The 15,608-nt window shown below is 60.4% G+C and carries 17 protein-coding genes and 2 pseudogenes; 8 read left to right on the top strand and 11 right to left on the bottom strand.

The features are described 5' to 3' along the window. Positions 1 to 333: 333 nt before the first annotated feature. A pseudogene (locus tag RVU70_RS18910) lies at positions 334 to 1,662 on the top strand (ISL3 family transposase); the annotation flags it as partial. A gap of 399 nt (positions 1,663 to 2,061) precedes the next feature. On the opposite strand, the gene RVU70_RS18915 reads toward RVU70_RS18910, so the two are convergent. From RVU70_RS18915 to RVU70_RS18925, 3 genes are all read right to left on the bottom strand, one after another. After that, the gene (locus RVU70_RS18915; protein ID WP_363351767.1) at positions 2,062 to 2,385 is read right to left on the bottom strand and encodes a copper-binding protein; all 324 of its coding nucleotides are present in this window, start codon (positions 2,383 to 2,385) and stop codon (positions 2,062 to 2,064) included. Positions 2,386 to 2,414: 29 nt separating this feature from the next. Next, entirely contained in the window at positions 2,415 to 2,849 is a 435-nt protein-coding gene (locus tag RVU70_RS18920; RefSeq protein ID WP_363351769.1) for a four-helix bundle copper-binding protein, read from the bottom strand. Positions 2,850 to 3,852: 1,003 nt separating this feature from the next. Next, a complete protein-coding gene (locus RVU70_RS18925; RefSeq protein ID WP_363351771.1) occupies positions 3,853 to 4,287 on the bottom strand; it encodes a four-helix bundle copper-binding protein in 435 nt (144 codons plus the stop codon). Between the two features lie 425 nt (positions 4,288 to 4,712). Here RVU70_RS18925 and RVU70_RS18930 point away from each other — a divergent pair, with 425 nt between their 5' ends. The 3 genes from RVU70_RS18930 (at position 4,713) to RVU70_RS18940 (ending at position 6,750) form a co-directional block, all read left to right on the top strand. Further along, a complete protein-coding gene (locus RVU70_RS18930; RefSeq protein WP_363351773.1) occupies positions 4,713 to 5,093 on the top strand; it encodes a hypothetical protein in 381 nt (126 codons plus the stop codon). Positions 5,094 to 5,263: 170 nt separating this feature from the next. Continuing rightward, positions 5,264 to 6,076, top strand: a complete 813-nt coding sequence (locus RVU70_RS18935; RefSeq protein WP_363351775.1) for a hypothetical protein — start codon at positions 5,264 to 5,266, stop codon at positions 6,074 to 6,076. Positions 6,077 to 6,099: 23 nt separating this feature from the next. Further along, positions 6,100 to 6,750 carry a MotA/TolQ/ExbB proton channel family protein gene (locus RVU70_RS18940; protein ID WP_363347906.1) on the top strand — a complete coding sequence of 217 codons (651 nt, stop codon included), beginning with the start codon at positions 6,100 to 6,102 and terminating at the stop codon, positions 6,748 to 6,750. A gap of 4 nt (positions 6,751 to 6,754) precedes the next feature. Here the strand turns inward: RVU70_RS18940 and RVU70_RS18945 are convergent, their stop codons facing one another. Further along, positions 6,755 to 7,096 carry a hypothetical protein gene (locus RVU70_RS18945; protein WP_363351777.1) on the bottom strand — a complete coding sequence of 114 codons (342 nt, stop codon included), beginning with the start codon at positions 7,094 to 7,096 and terminating at the stop codon, positions 6,755 to 6,757. A 112-nt stretch (positions 7,097 to 7,208) separates the two neighbouring features. Between RVU70_RS18945 and RVU70_RS18950 the strand changes: the two genes are divergently transcribed. Continuing rightward, a complete protein-coding gene (locus tag RVU70_RS18950) occupies positions 7,209 to 8,348 on the top strand; it encodes a LuxR C-terminal-related transcriptional regulator (protein WP_363351779.1) in 1,140 nt (379 codons plus the stop codon). 399 nt (positions 8,349 to 8,747) lie between these two features. Here RVU70_RS18950 and RVU70_RS18955 read toward each other — a convergent pair whose 3' ends face one another. From RVU70_RS18955 to RVU70_RS18975, 5 genes and pseudogenes are all read right to left on the bottom strand, one after another. Continuing rightward, the gene (locus tag RVU70_RS18955; protein ID WP_363351897.1) at positions 8,748 to 9,161 is read right to left on the bottom strand and encodes a TniB family NTP-binding protein; all 414 of its coding nucleotides are present in this window, start codon (positions 9,159 to 9,161) and stop codon (positions 8,748 to 8,750) included. After that, positions 9,061 to 9,351 carry a TniB family NTP-binding protein gene (locus tag RVU70_RS18960; protein ID WP_363351781.1) on the bottom strand — a complete coding sequence of 97 codons (291 nt, stop codon included), beginning with the start codon at positions 9,349 to 9,351 and terminating at the stop codon, positions 9,061 to 9,063. The genes RVU70_RS18955 and RVU70_RS18960 overlap by 101 nt, the downstream gene beginning before the upstream one ends. 534 nt (positions 9,352 to 9,885) lie before the next feature. After that, positions 9,886 to 10,191, bottom strand: coding sequence for a TniB family NTP-binding protein (locus tag RVU70_RS18965; RefSeq protein ID WP_363351783.1), 306 nt, complete (start codon positions 10,189 to 10,191; stop codon positions 9,886 to 9,888). Between the two features lie 108 nt (positions 10,192 to 10,299). Next, positions 10,300 to 10,869 (bottom strand): hypothetical protein, encoded by a 570-nt coding sequence (locus RVU70_RS18970; protein ID WP_363351785.1) that lies wholly within the window; start codon positions 10,867 to 10,869, stop codon positions 10,300 to 10,302. A 34-nt stretch (positions 10,870 to 10,903) separates the two neighbouring features. Next, positions 10,904 to 11,584 (bottom strand): annotated as a pseudogene (locus RVU70_RS18975) (IS3 family transposase); the annotation flags it as partial. A 329-nt stretch (positions 11,585 to 11,913) separates the two neighbouring features. Between RVU70_RS18975 and RVU70_RS18980 the strand changes: the two are divergent. Both RVU70_RS18980 and RVU70_RS18985 read left to right on the top strand, forming a co-directional pair. Further along, the gene (locus RVU70_RS18980) at positions 11,914 to 12,135 is read left to right on the top strand and encodes a hypothetical protein (RefSeq protein WP_363351787.1); all 222 of its coding nucleotides are present in this window, start codon (positions 11,914 to 11,916) and stop codon (positions 12,133 to 12,135) included. A 313-nt stretch (positions 12,136 to 12,448) separates the two neighbouring features. Next, complete coding sequence (locus RVU70_RS18985) at positions 12,449 to 13,585, top strand: glutaredoxin family protein (protein WP_363351789.1); 1,137 nt, start codon at positions 12,449 to 12,451, stop codon at positions 13,583 to 13,585. On the opposite strand, the gene RVU70_RS18990 is transcribed toward RVU70_RS18985, so the two are convergent. Both RVU70_RS18990 and RVU70_RS18995 read right to left on the bottom strand, forming a co-directional pair. Then, complete coding sequence (locus RVU70_RS18990; protein WP_363351791.1) at positions 13,524 to 14,174, bottom strand: hypothetical protein; 651 nt, start codon at positions 14,172 to 14,174, stop codon at positions 13,524 to 13,526. The two genes, RVU70_RS18985 and RVU70_RS18990, sit on opposite strands and share 62 nt — an antisense overlap. Positions 14,175 to 14,181: 7 nt before the next feature. Beyond that, entirely contained in the window at positions 14,182 to 14,595 is a 414-nt protein-coding gene (locus RVU70_RS18995) for a DUF2202 domain-containing protein (protein WP_363351793.1), read from the bottom strand. A gap of 373 nt (positions 14,596 to 14,968) precedes the next feature. Between RVU70_RS18995 and RVU70_RS19000 the strand changes: the two genes are divergently transcribed. Beyond that, positions 14,969 to 15,526 (top strand): hypothetical protein, encoded by a 558-nt coding sequence (locus tag RVU70_RS19000; RefSeq protein WP_363351795.1) that lies wholly within the window; start codon positions 14,969 to 14,971, stop codon positions 15,524 to 15,526. The last annotated feature ends 82 nt before the right edge of the window (positions 15,527 to 15,608 follow it).

Raw genomic sequence — 15,608 nt, forward strand, 5'->3', positions numbered from 1 at the left:
ACGCTCCGAGATATTCCCGCTATTATGAGCAACCAAAATTAATCCCAGCTTCGTCTATTATTTTCGGCGCAGAAAATACCCGTGTCAGGAGCCATCTTGGCTTGAGAATTTCCGATTCCAAATCAAAAAAGCCACGATACGGGGTCTGCCTCACTTTTCGTGCTTTTTACCGGTTGGTGACTTTGTGGCCGCTATTGAGCCATATGCAAGCAAAATCAACGTGGACGCTTGGGTCAGGCGTTAGAATTATGGCCGTGGAACGCGAGGGCGATCGCTGGGTGATTTCAGCCACCGCACGGGAGATCGGCTCTTGTCCGGCATGCGCGATCACGACGGCGGCACAGTCGATATTCGCGCTGTCTACAGGACCTACCGGCGCAAGGCGCGATCGTCGCATTGAGAATCCTGATGACGCGTTGGCGTTGTTCGAACGGGTCGTGCGCGCGAAAGACATTTTCCGATCAGCTTCCCGGCGTCGCCGTCCGACATGCGCGTCGGACATTGCGCGTTAGCCGGCTTCTTCAGCTATTTGCGCATGGTGCGGGAGGTAAGCCGAGCGAGCGGCTGATAAACCGTCTCGGCATGCCAGCAAGCGACGACACCCTCCTCCGGCACTTGAAGAAAGGCGCGACCCGCGGCGCCGGCGACGTTCGTGTGTTGGGCATTGACGATTGGAGCTGGCGGAAAGGAGAGAGTTATGGAACTGTGATGGTGGATCTAGAACGACGTGAGGTTGTCGACGTCCTGCCCGGACGCTCAGCGGATGAAACCGCGGCTTGGCTGAGCCGGCATCCAAATATAGAGGTCGTCAGCCGGGATCGCTGCGGACTTTATGCGCAGGGAATACGCCACGGGGCGCCACAAGCGCGCCAGGTGGCTGATCGGTTTCATCTACTGCAGAATTTGCGAGAGCGGATTGAGCACCAGTTGAGCCGCTCCGACAAAGTGCACGCGAACGAAATCCCGGATCGCCGCGAGCGCGCGCCGACGCCAACATCTCCCCGCTATTTCCGGGATTATCTCGCGGACCGTTGGGCGAACGGATGCAGAGGTGGTAGACAACTCTTCGAGGAAATTCGGCAACGTGGCTATCGGGGCAGCCGCTCCAATATGGAGCGCCTTTTAGGAAAATGGCGAGGTGCGGAGCGCACAGCGCTCGCCCCAATCACCGCTCCCACGCCGACAGATTCACCTGTGACGACGACGGCTCCTCCACTTCGCGCTGTCGATCCCGCGACGGGTTGGGCCATTTCGCCGATCGTTGGCGCAGCGCTTTGCATAAGGCCGCGCGGGATGCTGACGACGCGGCAAGCAGTCAAAGTCGCAGCTCTGAAGAACGCCTCACCAGATTTTGTCGCTATGCGCGCGCTCGCGATGCGATTTCGAGGCGTCCTTCATAGCAAAGATGTAAAGCGACTCGACGAATGGCCTCACGACGTTCAGCGATCGGGAATTTACGCCATGCAACGCTTCGCTTGTAAGTTGCGCGGCGACATGTACGCGGTCCGCAATGCAGTGGCGGAGCCTTGGAGCAATGGTCAAACCGAGGGACAGATCAATCGCTTAAAAACGCTCAAGCGGGCCATGTATGGTCGCGCAAGCGCGGAACTGCTGCGAGCGCGTATGATACCGCTATCGGCGTTTCCGGAGCACGAAAAGTGAGGCAGACCCAATTAAATGGATATTCCCAACCATGATGGCTATGACTAAGCACTTGTTTTTCTTAAACACAAATTGTCACGCCAAAATGGCTCCCGACACCGTCACAGAAGCTCAACACTCTCCGCGACCCGACCATGACGGGCGCGTCAACCCAAAAATCCTTCCACATTTCAAAGCGATCCCCCTGAAATCTGGTGCGATTTCGTGATAAACGCGTACGCGATCGTAATGCCTCAGCGTTCGCTCAACGGCCGGTACAGGGACCGTATCATAGTCTGCTCCGCTTACGAAGCCGTTCCCCTTAATCTTCCGTTCTCTCAGCGTCTCAATCATTGCTTCATTCCTTCCAACATCCGACGCTGAATTCTTGCTACTGACCGGCTGAATCCCCGACCAGCATTATTTCTGTCTGCTGATAGCCGTGACCACGTAGCGACCTTTGTCGTCCCGTGTCACCGTGAATTTGACGCTCTGGCCTTTCTCCAAGCTCGAAAGATCGACGCTGGGCGCGACTTGGAAGGCCATTGTCATCGCAGGCATGTCGATTCCTCCAGAAATTGGCCCATGCGTGATCATGAGCTTATGCTCCTGAGCATCGACGCCTCGGATGACGCCTTCGGCCTCCCCGACAGGCCGTTCCTTGTCCCGCGCGACCGCCCCCGCCGCGAGGCCGACGGCCAGAGCGATCGACGCCGTCATTTGCCGACGCCTATAAGTTTTCATGAGCTTCCGCCTACTTCCCGTCCGCCCGCTTAAACCTTGCGACACTCTTCGGCGCATTTTTGGCAGGCGTCGCCGCAGGCCTTGCATTCGGCCACCTTTGGAAACTTGTCGCACTCTTTTTTACAGTCGTCGCAGACCTTCTCGACAGTCTTTGCAAGCGAATGCGCGTGCGGCGAGTTCACAGAGGTGAGCGCGGCGAGCGCGCCACATGCGGCGACGAGCTGGTATGTCGCGTTGGCGCAGGCGGCCATGCTCGTATCCTTCATCGAGAACATGCCAAAACAGTGCCTGAGACAATCATTACCCGTCGCCACGCAATCGATGCTGGTTTTTTCCAGGGCCTTGTAAAGCGGAGGGTGCATATCCTCCATCCCGCCGCCTTCTCCGGCGGCTTGGGCGAATGACTGAGAAGCGGATGCGGCGGCGACCCCGCCCATGGCGACGATAAATGCGCGGCGTTGCATAGCTCTTCTCCTTGAAATCGACGCTAAAGAGCCAAACGCCCGCTCTTCATTCTGGGTTCCCTATCGGGGTTTGGAGCTTGTCCATCCATGCGCGGATAAAAAAGACCCGCGCGGTGGTTTTCTCGCTTAACGGCGCTAATGCGAAGATATTGCTCGGGACAATTTGATCACCTGACCGAGCCGCAAGCGGCGAGGAGAAAGTCCAGGATTGGCTTTTGTGATTCTACGCCACTGCCGCGTATTTCCGTAGCGACGGCCCGCGATTGCGCGAAGCGTGTCGCTCGCCCGATCTTATCGCGTAGCTCTCGGCCTTCGCCGCTGCTTTAGGCGCGCCCGCGCGAAGTGTGGGCGCAGGTCACGGTTCTCCTCGTCCGGTACGCCTGATTCGAAATTTTGCGTTGGCGTGCTGATGCGCGGTCGGCACGTGGGGCTGAGTGGGCGTGGACATCATCAGCTGCATGCCGGCGACCATATAGGCCATAAAACCGGCCATGATGTCAGATGGTCCCCGAAGACTGACTGAGGCATCGGAGCAACCGCCAGCGCCCCTGTCCCCTGAACAGCGACGCTGATGCAAGCCTTCCGTAAGCAACTGATCAGCCAGCCAGCCGCCTCCATGATGAAGTAAAGGACAAAACCGTAGGAAAGCTGCAGAATCCAGTGCTTCATCGGCGCCCACACATAAATCATTGCGAGCTGTTGAGCCAAAGCGAGCGGCCAGAGGTTGCCGAGCGAACGCCGCTGTAAGAATCGGTTCAGCATCTAGGCAATGATCGTGGCGGATGTCACCACGTAGAGGATCATCCACTCCTGAGTTGGCAGGCAGTCCAAGCCGACGGCGACGGACGAATACATGTAGAGCATTCCGACCAACATCGTCACGTGAGCGGAATCGTAACACCGCTTGTGAGCCTGTGTCGGGGGCTCCGCCCGCCACCTCGAGAAGAGGGCCCGACCAATCGACGGCCGGGCCCCCGTTTCGTAGCGTGGAATCGCTGAAAGTTTAAGCGGCCGCCTTATGGCATTCCTCAGCGCAGGTCTTACAGGCCGCGCCCATCGCGTTGCACTCGGCGACGTCCGGGAACTTGTCGCATTCCTTTTTACATGCCTCACAGATGGCCGCCACGGTCTTGGCCGTTGCCGGCGTAAAGCTCGAATTCACGGAAGCGAGGCTATTCAACGCCGCACAAGCGGCGATCGTGTCGTAGGTCGCGGTGGTGCAGTCGGCCATGCTGGAGTCGCCCATGGACAGCATGCCGAAGCAATGGCGCAAGCAGTTGTTGCCTTCCGCCACGCATTTGGCGGCGGCGTCGGCGACGCCCTTGTATTTCGCTGGGTGATGGTGAGCGAGGGGCTTCTTATCCTCGGCGCGCGCCGAAGACACAGAAGCGGCGGCGGCAACCACGCCAAGCGTAGCAATAAAGTCGCGACGTTCCATCAGTGATATCCTTCGTCCTTTGTTTACCGTTTCCGCAGCGGAAAGCTCCGCCAGTCTGAACGTTGCTCCAAATCTCTGCAAATCTGCGGCCAACACGAGCGTGCAACAGGGTTCGTCCCCTGGAGCCTGTCCGCTTTCGTCCAACCAGGGAGCAGTGGCCAGGCTGAAAGCCAATCAATAGAGTATAGTGAAAGCACTCAAGCGGGGCCATGTGCGGCCGCGCGGGCATCGAATTGCTCCGGGCACGAATGCTGCCAATCCACCTCCACGGACGTGACGAAGCCCCCCGGAAAACGACAAGAACTCGCTGATCTATTGATAGAATCTGCGGCCTTGTGACGCGATCTTCGCAAAGGCCGCGAGCGCGGTCTTGACCCCCTGTCAGATCAAACCTAGCGTTCGGCTGGTTGGGAGGGCCTCTCGCAGTGGCGCGATTTCGAACATTGCTGAATGGTGAAGCGGGGCGCATCGGCGCGCTTATCGCCATGTTGGCCGTGTTTCATCTGACGTTCGCCGCCTTCGCGCCCCTCCCCGCTGTGACGCCCGCAGAGGCGGGTCTTTCCTGTCTGCATGGCAAGACATCGGGATCGCCCGCTCCGACGCTTCCCCAGCATCACATGAACGCCTGCTGCGTGACGCATTGCGCAGAGCTCGGCGCGATTGTTCTCAAGGGCGTCGATGGCTGCGCAGGGCCTCGCCTCGCTGCGCCCGATACATACGAATGGACGGGCGTCGCGGCGCTTATCGCGCCCGTGCCGAGAAACCCTGCAAACGCGGCGAGAGCGCCCCCGTCGCTCGTTTCCTAGCGCCTTTTCGAATCGTAGCGCGACGAGCGGCGAAAAGGCGGTGCTGGCGATAGCGACGTATGTCGGGCGGCGATCGAATCCCCTTTCTTAGCGGGCAGGCGATGACGCGCGGCTGAAGGTCCATAGCGCGCGCGAAGGCCACATGCGCGGCGCGGACAGAGGCTTCAAGAATGGTTGACTTGGCTACAAGCGTGAGGTCGGAAAAGGAGCAAAGCCCCTTTCCGCAACGGCCGCCGCTGAGACCTGCATGGCTGCACCCGGTCCTCGCAGGGGCGATCGTCTTCGTGCACATCGCGTTCTTCGCATCCGGAATTTATTGGCCTGCGCCCCAGGTGGCGGATCTCGCGACGATCGACGCCGAGCTCATCCCGGAGGGGGACTCGCTCGACGCGGGCGACCCCGCGCCAGAGGGCGACACGCTCGACGTCAGCGCGCTGGAAAACGGGCCCGCCGTCGCCGTCGAAGAGCCGGAAGCGGCGCTTCCGCCGCCGCCCATCATGCAGCCGGAAGCGGCGGCCGAGCCGTCTCCGGACGCGCCCGCGCGGAAGGAAGAGAAGCCCAAGGCGCCGGAAAAGAAGCGCGCCTCGCGCGCCGCTTCTGCAGACGCCAAATCGCGGGAGGCGTCACTGGACAAGCGTCGGTATGGCGTTCCTGGCGGCGCGGGACAGGGAGCCGGAACGGCGCGGGTCGCCGGCCGCTTCGGATTGCCGGGCGGACGGGCTCAGGGCTCGGCCGCGACGCAGGCGGCGTGCCTCGTACAGGTCGCGACTTCCATCCGCCGGCATCTGCCGGGCGCGACGAGCCTGGGTCCCGGAACCGCTTATGTGACCTTCTACGTCAATCCCGGCGGCGGCATCTCGGGCATTTCCGTCTCCGCCTCGTCCCCGGCCCACGAGGCGCTCGCGCGTCGAATCGTCGGGGCCTCTCGCGGCCCGGGCAATTGCGCCTCCGCCTATGCGAGCCAGCACATCACCTTCCAGTAATCGCTCGGAAGAAAGAGACTTCGATGGACCATTCGCTTTCGCCGCTGATCGTCAATTCGCTTTCGCCGACGGTCATGTTCCTGAACGCCGGGCCCGTGAGCAAGGTCGTGATGGCCGTGCTGGTCATGGCCTCGGTATGGACCTGGTTTCTGATCATCGACGGCGTCTTCGTGCTCGTTCGCCTTTCGCGATCTTTGAAGTCCGCCGACGCCGGAGGGCCGATCGGGGTCTTATGGCCGATCGCCGTCGAAGGCGAAGCCGCCCTGCGCGTCTCTTTGCCGGGCGAAACCGAAGTTCAGAAGCGAGAACGCATTTCCAAGCAAATGAACCGGGCGGCGCGCGAATTCCTCGCCGCCGCGAGGGGCGGGCTGTCGAATCTGGCGATCGTCTCTTCCGTGGGACCTTTTGTCGGCCTCTTCGGCACAGTCTGGGGAATCATGTCCAGCTTCTCGAACATCGCGCACACGCAGGAAACCGGCCTGACGGTCGTCGCGCCGGGCATTGCGGAGGCGCTGGCGGCGACAGCCTACGGGCTTGCGGCGGCCATTCCGGCGGCGATCGGCTACAACCGGATCGGCGCGGCTTTCGCCGAAGCCGGCGAGGGGATCACGAAGTTCGCGACAACCGACGCGATTGCTCTTGCCAAAAAGGCAATCGCCAAGGGGGCCGCCTGAAGGCTTAGAGCGCGCAGAAGGCGGCGAGCCGAGCGGGCTCGTCGAAATTCAGTCTGCCGTTGACGATGGCGTTCACCACGCCCGAGGACGACAGGAGATAATGCAAGGGCGTCGAGACGCCGCCGTCCGCGGTCGTCCCATAGAAGGCCCTTGCGGCTTTCGCCTGCGCCGGGCTGGACTTCGCAGCGTCGCCGACGCGGTGGATCGGCCAGGGGAGCCGGTAACGGTTGAATTTGGCCAGATCCTTCGCGTAATCGGCGGGGCGCGCCGAAACGAAGACAATATTCCAGCGCTGCGGACAGGTCGCCGCGATCGCCTCGACAAACCTATGTTGCAGCCCGGCCACGCTTTCTCTAAGCTGCAGCTTCCTACGTGGGCGGCGTAGGCCTAGCGCCTGCCCCTTGCGAGCCGCCGCCGTTACAGCGTGGGGCGGCGCGGCGGTTTGACGCGACAAGAAGATGATCGAGAGCAGGCGCGACGAGGACGCAGTTATCGCATCCATTGACGCCGCCGGTCGCGATCCCCGTCGGTGGCCGGAAGCTCTGGCTGACATCGCTCGCCGGCTCGACATGACGTTCGCGGCGCTCATCTTCGACGGCCGCGCATCGACTCTCCCCGAGTTGAGATATTCCACCGACGCGAATGGCGCATGGCTCGTCGAGTATCTTCGCAATCATCCGAAGCTCGCCCCTCTTCGGGCGCGCGTGTTGTGCAAGACGGGCGTCGGCCGCGTTTACTCTTCGGCCGACTTCGTCTCCCCGGAGCGATTCCGCAACAGCGCGTTCTTTCAGCGCTGGATGGAGCCCTACGGGCTCGCTGACATCGTCGGAGCGGTGATCGATCAATCGCGCAGGGGCGCCTGCATCTTCGTCGCGCTGCGCGCCGCTCGAGCCGGACCGGTCGACGCGCAGACAAAGGAAACCTTGTCCAAATTCCTGCCGTACCTCGCCCGCGCCGCGCACCCGAACCCGGACGAGTCGGATCTCGTTCGCCGACTGACCGATCTTTTCAATTGCCTTGCGACGCCCATCATCCTCCTCGACCGGGACATGGGCGTTTCCTATCTCAATCAGGGCGCGCAGCGCATGCTGGAGCGTCATCCGGCGCTGTCGGTTTCCAACGGCGCGCTGGCCGTGACCGATCCCCGCGCGCGCGAGGCTCTGCAGGCGGCGTTGAGCGCCGGCGCGAACGCTCGGGCGGAGAGTCTGGCCATTATGCTCAAGAGCGGCGAGGAGCGCTGCTGCGTCGTTCATGTGCTGCCTTTTCCGCAAGGCGGCGGCGCCCTCTTCGTGCGAAGCCTTTCCCTCGGCGTCGACGCCGACGCCGGCGTCGCCTCCGCATTGTACGGACTGACGGCGCGCGAGACCTCCGTCCTGCTGTCGATCACCGAGGTCGGCGGGGTGCCGGCGACGGCGCGGGCGCTCGGGTTGAGCGAAGGCACGGTCAAAGGCTATCTCAAGAGCATCTTCCAGAAGACAGGCGCCACCCGGCAGGCGGATCTCGTCAAGCTGGTCATGGCGCTGGAGTCCCCCTTCTCGCCGCCCTTCGAGCCCGCGTCGCTCGAGGCTCCGTCGCGCAAGGCCAGCGGCCGGCGGTAGCTGGGCCCCGCTGGGGCGATAGCGCTGGGATCGAGAGACGTGCGACCGCTGCGCTGGTCGTCTGCCCGCCAGGTTCTACATTTCGAAGCGAATTGATCCTAAGCGGTCCCTGCCGCGCGGGTCCGCGACGCGTGTCTGAGTTGGCGGCGCCGGAGGCTGTCATTTCCGTTGCCCCGTTCGTGGCGACGCTGGCGATTTGCTTCGTCAGCGCGACGTTGCCCGCCAACGCGGTTGGCAGAAAAGCTTGATCCACAAGCTCTTGTTACGCTCCTCTCGCAGAGCGTTCGTTCTTGTAGGCGAGAGCCTCAGTCACCTGCTAACACAACGTCTGCGCTCAACGCCTACCTTGTGACTACCCAGCGCCTTCTGCATCAATGGCCTCTTCGGGCCGTCATACAGCTACCGCGACATTTTCAACATGCGGCGGGGTTTAATCCGACCTTCACCCGAAGGCCCTTTGAAAAGACCCTCGTCACGCTCAGCTACGAGCATTATTTCAAGATATCGCAATAGCTGCAGGATTACACGTTGCTCTCTGGGATTGCCCGCGAGCAGGTTATGGACCTCGTCAAAGACCAAGACACGAACATAGCTGTTCTTCAGCAGAAGCATGGTCCTGATTTCCAGGTCCATGAGTGTGGCGCGCTCAACGACGCTGGCGCGAAGAGCCATGAGCAGCTGACCGTATATCCGACGCTCGGTCGGCGCGAGGTCAGTATGATAACAAGAACGGGAACTGCTTCGCAGCCAGTATTCCGGTCGACGATCGGAGGGTGATGCCGGCGAAACTTTTCGCCTTGCCCATCCCGCTATGACCGTAAATTGCCAGTCTCGGCGGTCGGGTTGATAGCGGATGATCACACAGTGCATCAAGATAATGCAAAACACGTCGGGCGCGACCGAACCCAACCCAGCGGTCTGCTCGGATGGCGCGAATGCCCACGTGATCTGGCGCGCTAATAAAAGCGGTCGCGCCTGGCGCCAAATGGGAGGGCTCGATCATTGGTCCCAGAATTCCATATGATCGTTAGAATAGCCGGGTTTCGCCAAATCAGCGCGTCACATTCCGGCGCGCTGTTGCGCTCACCTGCGCGGCGGAATCCTCGATTGTCGTTGCTGCGCAATAGAAGCAAAAATAGTCTCTTCATTCAATTCTCGTTTCCCCTGTGCCGTCCTTCAAGAGGCGCCGTCGTTCCTCCGGCAAGAAACTCGTCCAGAAAGCCATTCGGTCGGGCGGAAGGTGGAATCGACATCACCCTGAAGATCGCGCCAGATCGCCACTGGGGGGCGCAGGAGCGCGGAATGGACCTCCGAAACGCGGAGTCGCTGGCGGTCTGAATTGAAGTTTGATTCCATATTCACGACAAGCGCTCGCAAGAGCGCGCGAGCGAAACTCGGCGCCATTGTCGGGTGCTTCTGAGCGGCGCCAGCTCAAGATCAGCAAGAGGCGCATGATCGCGGGGGTGAGTGGCGTCGGCTCGCGGTTCAGTTGCCGGCTGATTAAATCCTCTTCGCAAGAGACGAAGTGTCGCTTGGATTATGAGGCGCGCCGAGCGCGGGAAGGATCTGCGCGTAGACGTCGTTCGCCCGGTCCACTGGAAAGTTCGACGACGAGAAACTTATTTTGCTTTCCTGGCGGGGTCTGGGTTTGCGAGAGATATGACGTTGGGTTTGAAGCGCCGACGATCATGGAATTCCCCATTCCGCTGTCGCCGTAAACAGCGATCGAGGCCATCCGCGTCGTACGAGGGCGGCTTCCCAGGCCATGCATCAAGTCGATGATTTGCTTTGCCAGCCGGAGGGGCGCTCCACGAAAACCCTGGAAATTTCCCGCGGACCGCATTTAACCAGAAGGTCGCGTTTAGGTCCACCGAGAGCGGCACTGAGAACGGTCGACCAATACGGCAAAGCCGTGCAGCCACACGCCGTCGGGCCGGAGCTTTCGGCTCCCTTAGGGCAGAAAGGGAACCCAGAATGCCATGCGGTCGTGTGGCATACGAAATTGGACGCGATCCTCGTGGTCGCGCCAGATCGCAGCCGGGGAGCGCATCAAGGCGCTGTGAATGCGTTCGTGGTAGCCGCCAGCTATTTCCCAGCCCAGATAACACTCGAGCTCTCGCAATGACATCGCAGGATGCTTCTTTGAATCATGGGAGCCGCGCTCAATGGGGTTTCCGAAAGAAGTGCCGGGTAAGAGATGCATCTCACCCATCATCGTACCGATCAGACGCTCGATGTGGCCCCCATAATGTGGTTCACCGGGCGAAGGCCAAATGATGTTGATCCCTTCGTTGCGGCAGCCGTGAATGAATGCATTGCTCCTGAAATCCGAGCCGCTGTCGACGTGAATTGTTTCGGGAAGGCCGACGATCGGCCAAGAGGCCTCAATCTCGCGTTCTTTCAGCTGAAGCGCTTGGGAATGGTGGTCCAGGGTCAGTGTTAGTCTCCGACGGGTTTTTCGCCCTTTAAGTTGCCGAACCGACTGCCCGCAAAGCGTATTCGCTCGGCGGGATATTTCCAAGAGCCATGCGAGGACGGCTCTCGTTGTATTCGATTTGGCCGACTTCAATCGCCAGCGCCTCGCGGCTGAAGACGTCGACGATCGTCAACGCGCGGAACTTGTCGGCATTGCTGAGCTGGTCATGGATGAAGTCCAGGCTCCAGATCTCGTTCGGGCGCTTCGGCTTGAACCGCTCCTCCCGATGAAGGACCATCTTACGCCGGCGCGGACGCTTGCTGCGCAAAACAAGGCCTTCTTCGCGATACAGCCGGTAGACCAGGTTCTTGCCGACCACCCAGCCTTCCCGGCGCCAGCATGATCTGGACACGTTGATAGCCGTAACGGATACGTGTCTGAACGATCTCCCGCATGCGCTGGCGGAGTTCGAGGCGCGGGTCTCAAATGCTCGGCTTCCGTTGAGTTGAGCGGTGCTGGCGCGTCAAGGCGCAGGCCCGTCGCTCGCTGTAGCCGTAATGCGCGGTCACGTAGGCGACAACTTGTTTCATGAGCGCTGGCCTGGGAGTTTTTTTGACAAGACATCCTGAAGAACGGCTTTGTCCAAGCTGCCACCAGCTTCTTCAGCCGCGCATTCTCTTCCGAGAGCTGCTTGAACTCCCTGACCTGCGTCGCTTCCAGTCCGGCATACTGCTTCTTCCACCAATAGAACGTCTGCTCGGAAATCCCTGTCTGGCGAACCAGCGACAATCTGCTCAACCGAAAACCGCTTCCTCTTCATGGCCAATCTCCCCTTCCGTCTTCGGGAAATCCGCCAGAAAGCTAACATCAATCATGGACCATTTTATCGGGGGCACCTCACAGCCAGCTCGTCTTGTCGTAGACCGCGTGTAAGAGGCAGAGGCTGACAGAAAGCCGGGAAGGGGGGTCCATTGAAAGGTGAAAGCCGGTGATCATCCGCGTGAATACGTCTATAGCCAACGTAAGCCAAGGTCGCTTCAGCGGAGCCCGCGTTTCCTCTGCACGACGACCAGATCCAGAGAGTGATCAATCAGAATTATCTCAAGCGGTCGCGAGGCTTTGTATTGGCCCCGAATGGGAGTGGTCGCCTTGATCGCGACGACGTCGTCGCGCTTGCGCGCAGCAGGGATTCAAACCGCCGAGTGGCTCGCAAAGGCAAAGGTCGATCGGGTCTTCGTGCTCGACAGTCTCGATGGCAAGGGACCCGGTTACGTATTTCGGGATGCCGGCGTCGATGTGCAACGCACGACCAAAAGCACGGTGAGCGCGCTTATGGAACACACTTTCCCACCGAGCCAGCCAGAGGTTTGATTGAGCGGGGCGTTACAGGTGTATTCGTGTGGAACTCCATCGACGGCGATTCCGAGATAGGCGCCTGTCTTGCGGACAAGATGATTGTAGAGCCGTGATCGCCACGATGTGTGTAATGGCCGAGATGACGAGGTCGGGCAGACGAAAAGGCGGCCGCGCGCGCCGCTCCTGCGGGCCGCCGGGCGCTTGACCTCGATCCCGGCTTCGGTTGAAAATTTCGTTCGCCAATTGACGCCTTTGCCGAGTGTGTCAGAAGCGAGCGCCTTGGCGCAGGATCGATTTCAACGCAGTCGCCGGAAGGGAAACCAGGACATTGACGCCTTCACGTTTTCGCCTTGGGCTTGTCATCGCGATGAGCATGATCTTCGCCTGGCTCCATTTTGGCGAAAGGATCGCGCCGCGCCCGGCCTCCGATCTCGATTGGCGGCAGGATGGGCGGTTGCACGTGTTTTTTTCGCAGGACTGCCCTCATTGCCACGAAGCCATTCAATACCTCAAAAGCCAGCCTCGTATCGATTATGTCCTGCACGACGTCTCGAAACCGACAAGCGAAGCGCTGTTGCGTCGGGTAGCGAAGCACTTCAGCCTCACGAAAATCGGCGTGCCGCTCTTCGTCTATGGTTCCCGCTATCTGATGGGCTTTGAGTCGGCGGAGACCACGGGGCGCGAACTGCGAGAGCTGATGAGCGACAAATCCGCAGTCGGGCGTCAGGCGGCTGAAAGCGCGCCGATTACGCTGCCCTTCATCGGCGAAATCGACCCCACGCATCATTCGCTGCTTGCGCTCACAGCGCTGATGGGACTTGCCGACGGCTTCAATCCTTGCGCCATGTGGGTGCTGATTTATCTGATTTCGCTGATCGTCGCCATCCAGGACCGCCGTAAGATCTGGTGGCTCGTCGGCACATTCGTGCTCGCTTCAGGGATACTCTATTTTCTGTTCATGACTGCGTGGCTGAACACCTTCCTCTTCATCGGATACGTCAAGCCGCTCACGCAGCTGATCGCCTTGCTTGCGATCGCCTTCGGTCTGGATCACCTATTCGCCCTCGCCGTCAACCGCGGCGAGGTTGCCTGTGAGGTAGGGGATGTCGCGCAACGGCGGCGAACCATGCGATGGGAACGCGAAGTGGTCGCCGCCCCGGTCGGAATCGTCAGTCTGCTCCTCATCATCGGTCTTGCCTTTACGGTCAATGCGATCGAGTTCGTGTGCTCCGCGGCGTTGCCGGCAATCTACACACACCTGCTTTCCCTGACCGATTTGCCGACTGGCCTGCACTATGCGTACATCGCTCTTTACGTGACCTTTTTCATGCTGGACGATCTTGTCATCTTCGGCTTTGCGGCCTTTGCCGTGCAGAAAATCATCGACACCCGCTACGCGGCGATCAGCCGCGCCATTGGCGGCCTTGTATTGATAGGCCTGGGGGGCTGGATGCTCGCGCGCTGAAGTTGGGAGGCGGACAGGCCTCTTTTTGCAATTTAACCTGCAAGCGCAGTCGTCTCCGGTGGAGCGGTTCACGTCGCGCCGCGGCGGTCACCAGAAATCGTTTGCTTCGTAAGGCGATGGCCGGCAGGGCGATCGCGAACTCCTCGGGTAGATTATGCAAGGCGATTGAGACAGCGACCAGAACTCCAAGCCCGGGAGAAGCGATATAGGCGTTTGCCATCGCGAAGCCTTCGCCGACATCGTGAAGGATGAGGCCGGTCGCCACCAGGGACGCGGAGCTTGCAAGACGAGCGTCAGCCTCCCCGTGCTCGGGTCCGAGGTGAATGTGTCGCAGGATCGAGTTGGCGAGCCAAAGGACCGCGCCCCCGGACAACGTGGCCCAGGCGACCTGCGATTTGCCGAGCTTCAGATAAGCTTCCGATATCAAGTCCACGCCAGAGATGAGGAGCATGATGCCGGTCGAAAAGCCGACCCCAATGGCGATTGCCCGGTCGTTGGCGTGAATAAGCGAGGCCAGGGCGACGCCCAAGACGGTCGTCATTACCGAGAGCGATGACAAGGCGAGCACGGCGCCATAGGGCAATTCCACTGTCACTTCAGGACCGAGACTCGCGCTCTAAACACCTCTGAAACGCCGGAAGGTGACGCTCCTGTGACGCAGTTTGCAGACGACGCATGACCTCGCGCGCCCGCGGGTCAGTGATCTGCGCGAGCAATCGGTCGTACATGGCGGCGTTCTCGATCTCACCCTTGACGCCCGCACGGCAGGCTTCGAGCAGAGTGGCCGGCGCCGGAACGCGTCCCGCCCAATTGTCCTTGGGCGGCTCCACGCCGAAAAATTCCAACAGATTGACGAGGGCGCCCGCATGGCGCTCTTCCGCTTCGACGATGTTGATGAAGGGACGGACCGGACCGAACGCCTCGATGACGCTGCGATAAGCGGCGCGGGAGCGGTATTCTTCATCGAGCGCCTCGCACAACGCCTGAATGGTTTTTTCATCTGCGAGCATGGCGACACTCCAATTTGGCGACCTCTTTTTAGCCGCATTGCGAAAGACCTGGTAGATGGGCAATCTCCAGATAGGAAGCATTGCGAGGAGGCTCAAGGAATGCGGTTAGCCGGCCTTGAAACGGACAAGAATACAGCTTGGAAAATCGGAAGCGCCATTTTTAGCGACCATCCGCCGCACCCTGTGCGAGATCATCTGAAACCCTTCAGAAAATCGCCCCGACTGGCTGTTTTTTCAGTCGTTGACGCACGCCTTCTATCGAAGGCGTCAGGTCCCTCCAATTCGGCGCGGTCTTGAAAAGCATGGCGCCGCCAGCTTAATCTCACGCGATGAATGGCTGAGAAACCAAAAAGGACATTTAACGGGGAGCGTCATGGTCACTGACGAAGAACGAGCCAAGGTTCGCGAAGTCGTAGGAGTATTCACCAACGCGGACACGCTTCAGGAGGCCATCGACGAATTGATGTCTTCGGGATTCGACCGCGCCGAAATCAGCCTGCTCGCGAGCGAAGAGACGGTCGACCAGAAACTGGGTCACAAATACAAGAAAGTCGCGGAGCTCGAAGACGACGACAATGTGCCGCGCACCGAATATGTCTCGCTGGAGTCGATCGGCGCGGCGGAAGGCGCGGTGATCGGAACGCTGGTTTATGTCGGCGCGGGGGTGGCGATCAGCGCGATCTTTGCTTCGGGCGGCGCCTTGGCTTCGGTTATTGCCGGCGCGACTCTGGCCGGAGGCGCGGGAGGGTTGATCGGGGCCGCGCTTGCCAGATTGATTGGCGAGCACCATGCAAAATACCTGCAGGAACAGCTTCAGCATGGCGGCCTGCTGCTTTGGGTCCGCACCTGGGACGCCGAGCGCGAGAAGAAGGCGACCGAGATCCTGAAGCGGCACTCTGGACGAGATGTCCATGCCCATACAGCCGCCTGAGAGCTCTCGCGATTGGAACGCTTGTTTTTGCAAGCAAGACAACGAGGGCGAGCAGCTCTCGTCGTCTTCTTCGGCCTCGGCT

The sequence above is a fragment of the Methylocystis echinoides genome (assembly GCF_040687965.1).
GTDB lineage: Bacteria > Pseudomonadota > Alphaproteobacteria > Rhizobiales > Beijerinckiaceae > Methylocystis > Methylocystis echinoides_A.

What these genes read in the sequence shown, in the direction of transcription:
- RVU70_RS18965 (WP_363351783.1), bottom strand. Translation starts at nt 10,191, where the DNA reads ATGCGGTCCGCGGGAAATTTCCAGGGTTTTCGTGGAGCGCCCCTCCGG.
- RVU70_RS18920 (WP_363351769.1), bottom strand. Translation starts at nt 2,849, where the DNA reads ATGCAACGCCGCGCATTTATCGTCGCCATGGGCGGGGTCGCCGCCGCA.
- RVU70_RS18950 (WP_363351779.1), top strand. Translation starts at nt 7,209, where the DNA reads ATGATCGAGAGCAGGCGCGACGAGGACGCAGTTATCGCATCCATTGAC.
- RVU70_RS18925 (WP_363351771.1), bottom strand. Translation starts at nt 4,287, where the DNA reads ATGGAACGTCGCGACTTTATTGCTACGCTTGGCGTGGTTGCCGCCGCC.
- RVU70_RS19000 (WP_363351795.1), top strand. Translation starts at nt 14,969, where the DNA reads ATGGTCACTGACGAAGAACGAGCCAAGGTTCGCGAAGTCGTAGGAGTA.
- RVU70_RS18940 (WP_363347906.1), top strand. Translation starts at nt 6,100, where the DNA reads ATGGACCATTCGCTTTCGCCGCTGATCGTCAATTCGCTTTCGCCGACG.
- RVU70_RS18995 (WP_363351793.1), bottom strand. Translation starts at nt 14,595, where the DNA reads ATGCTCGCAGATGAAAAAACCATTCAGGCGTTGTGCGAGGCGCTCGAT.
- RVU70_RS18915 (WP_363351767.1), bottom strand. Translation starts at nt 2,385, where the DNA reads ATGAAAACTTATAGGCGTCGGCAAATGACGGCGTCGATCGCTCTGGCC.
- RVU70_RS18935 (WP_363351775.1), top strand. Translation starts at nt 5,264, where the DNA reads ATGGTTGACTTGGCTACAAGCGTGAGGTCGGAAAAGGAGCAAAGCCCC.
- RVU70_RS18960 (WP_363351781.1), bottom strand. Translation starts at nt 9,351, where the DNA reads ATGATCGAGCCCTCCCATTTGGCGCCAGGCGCGACCGCTTTTATTAGC.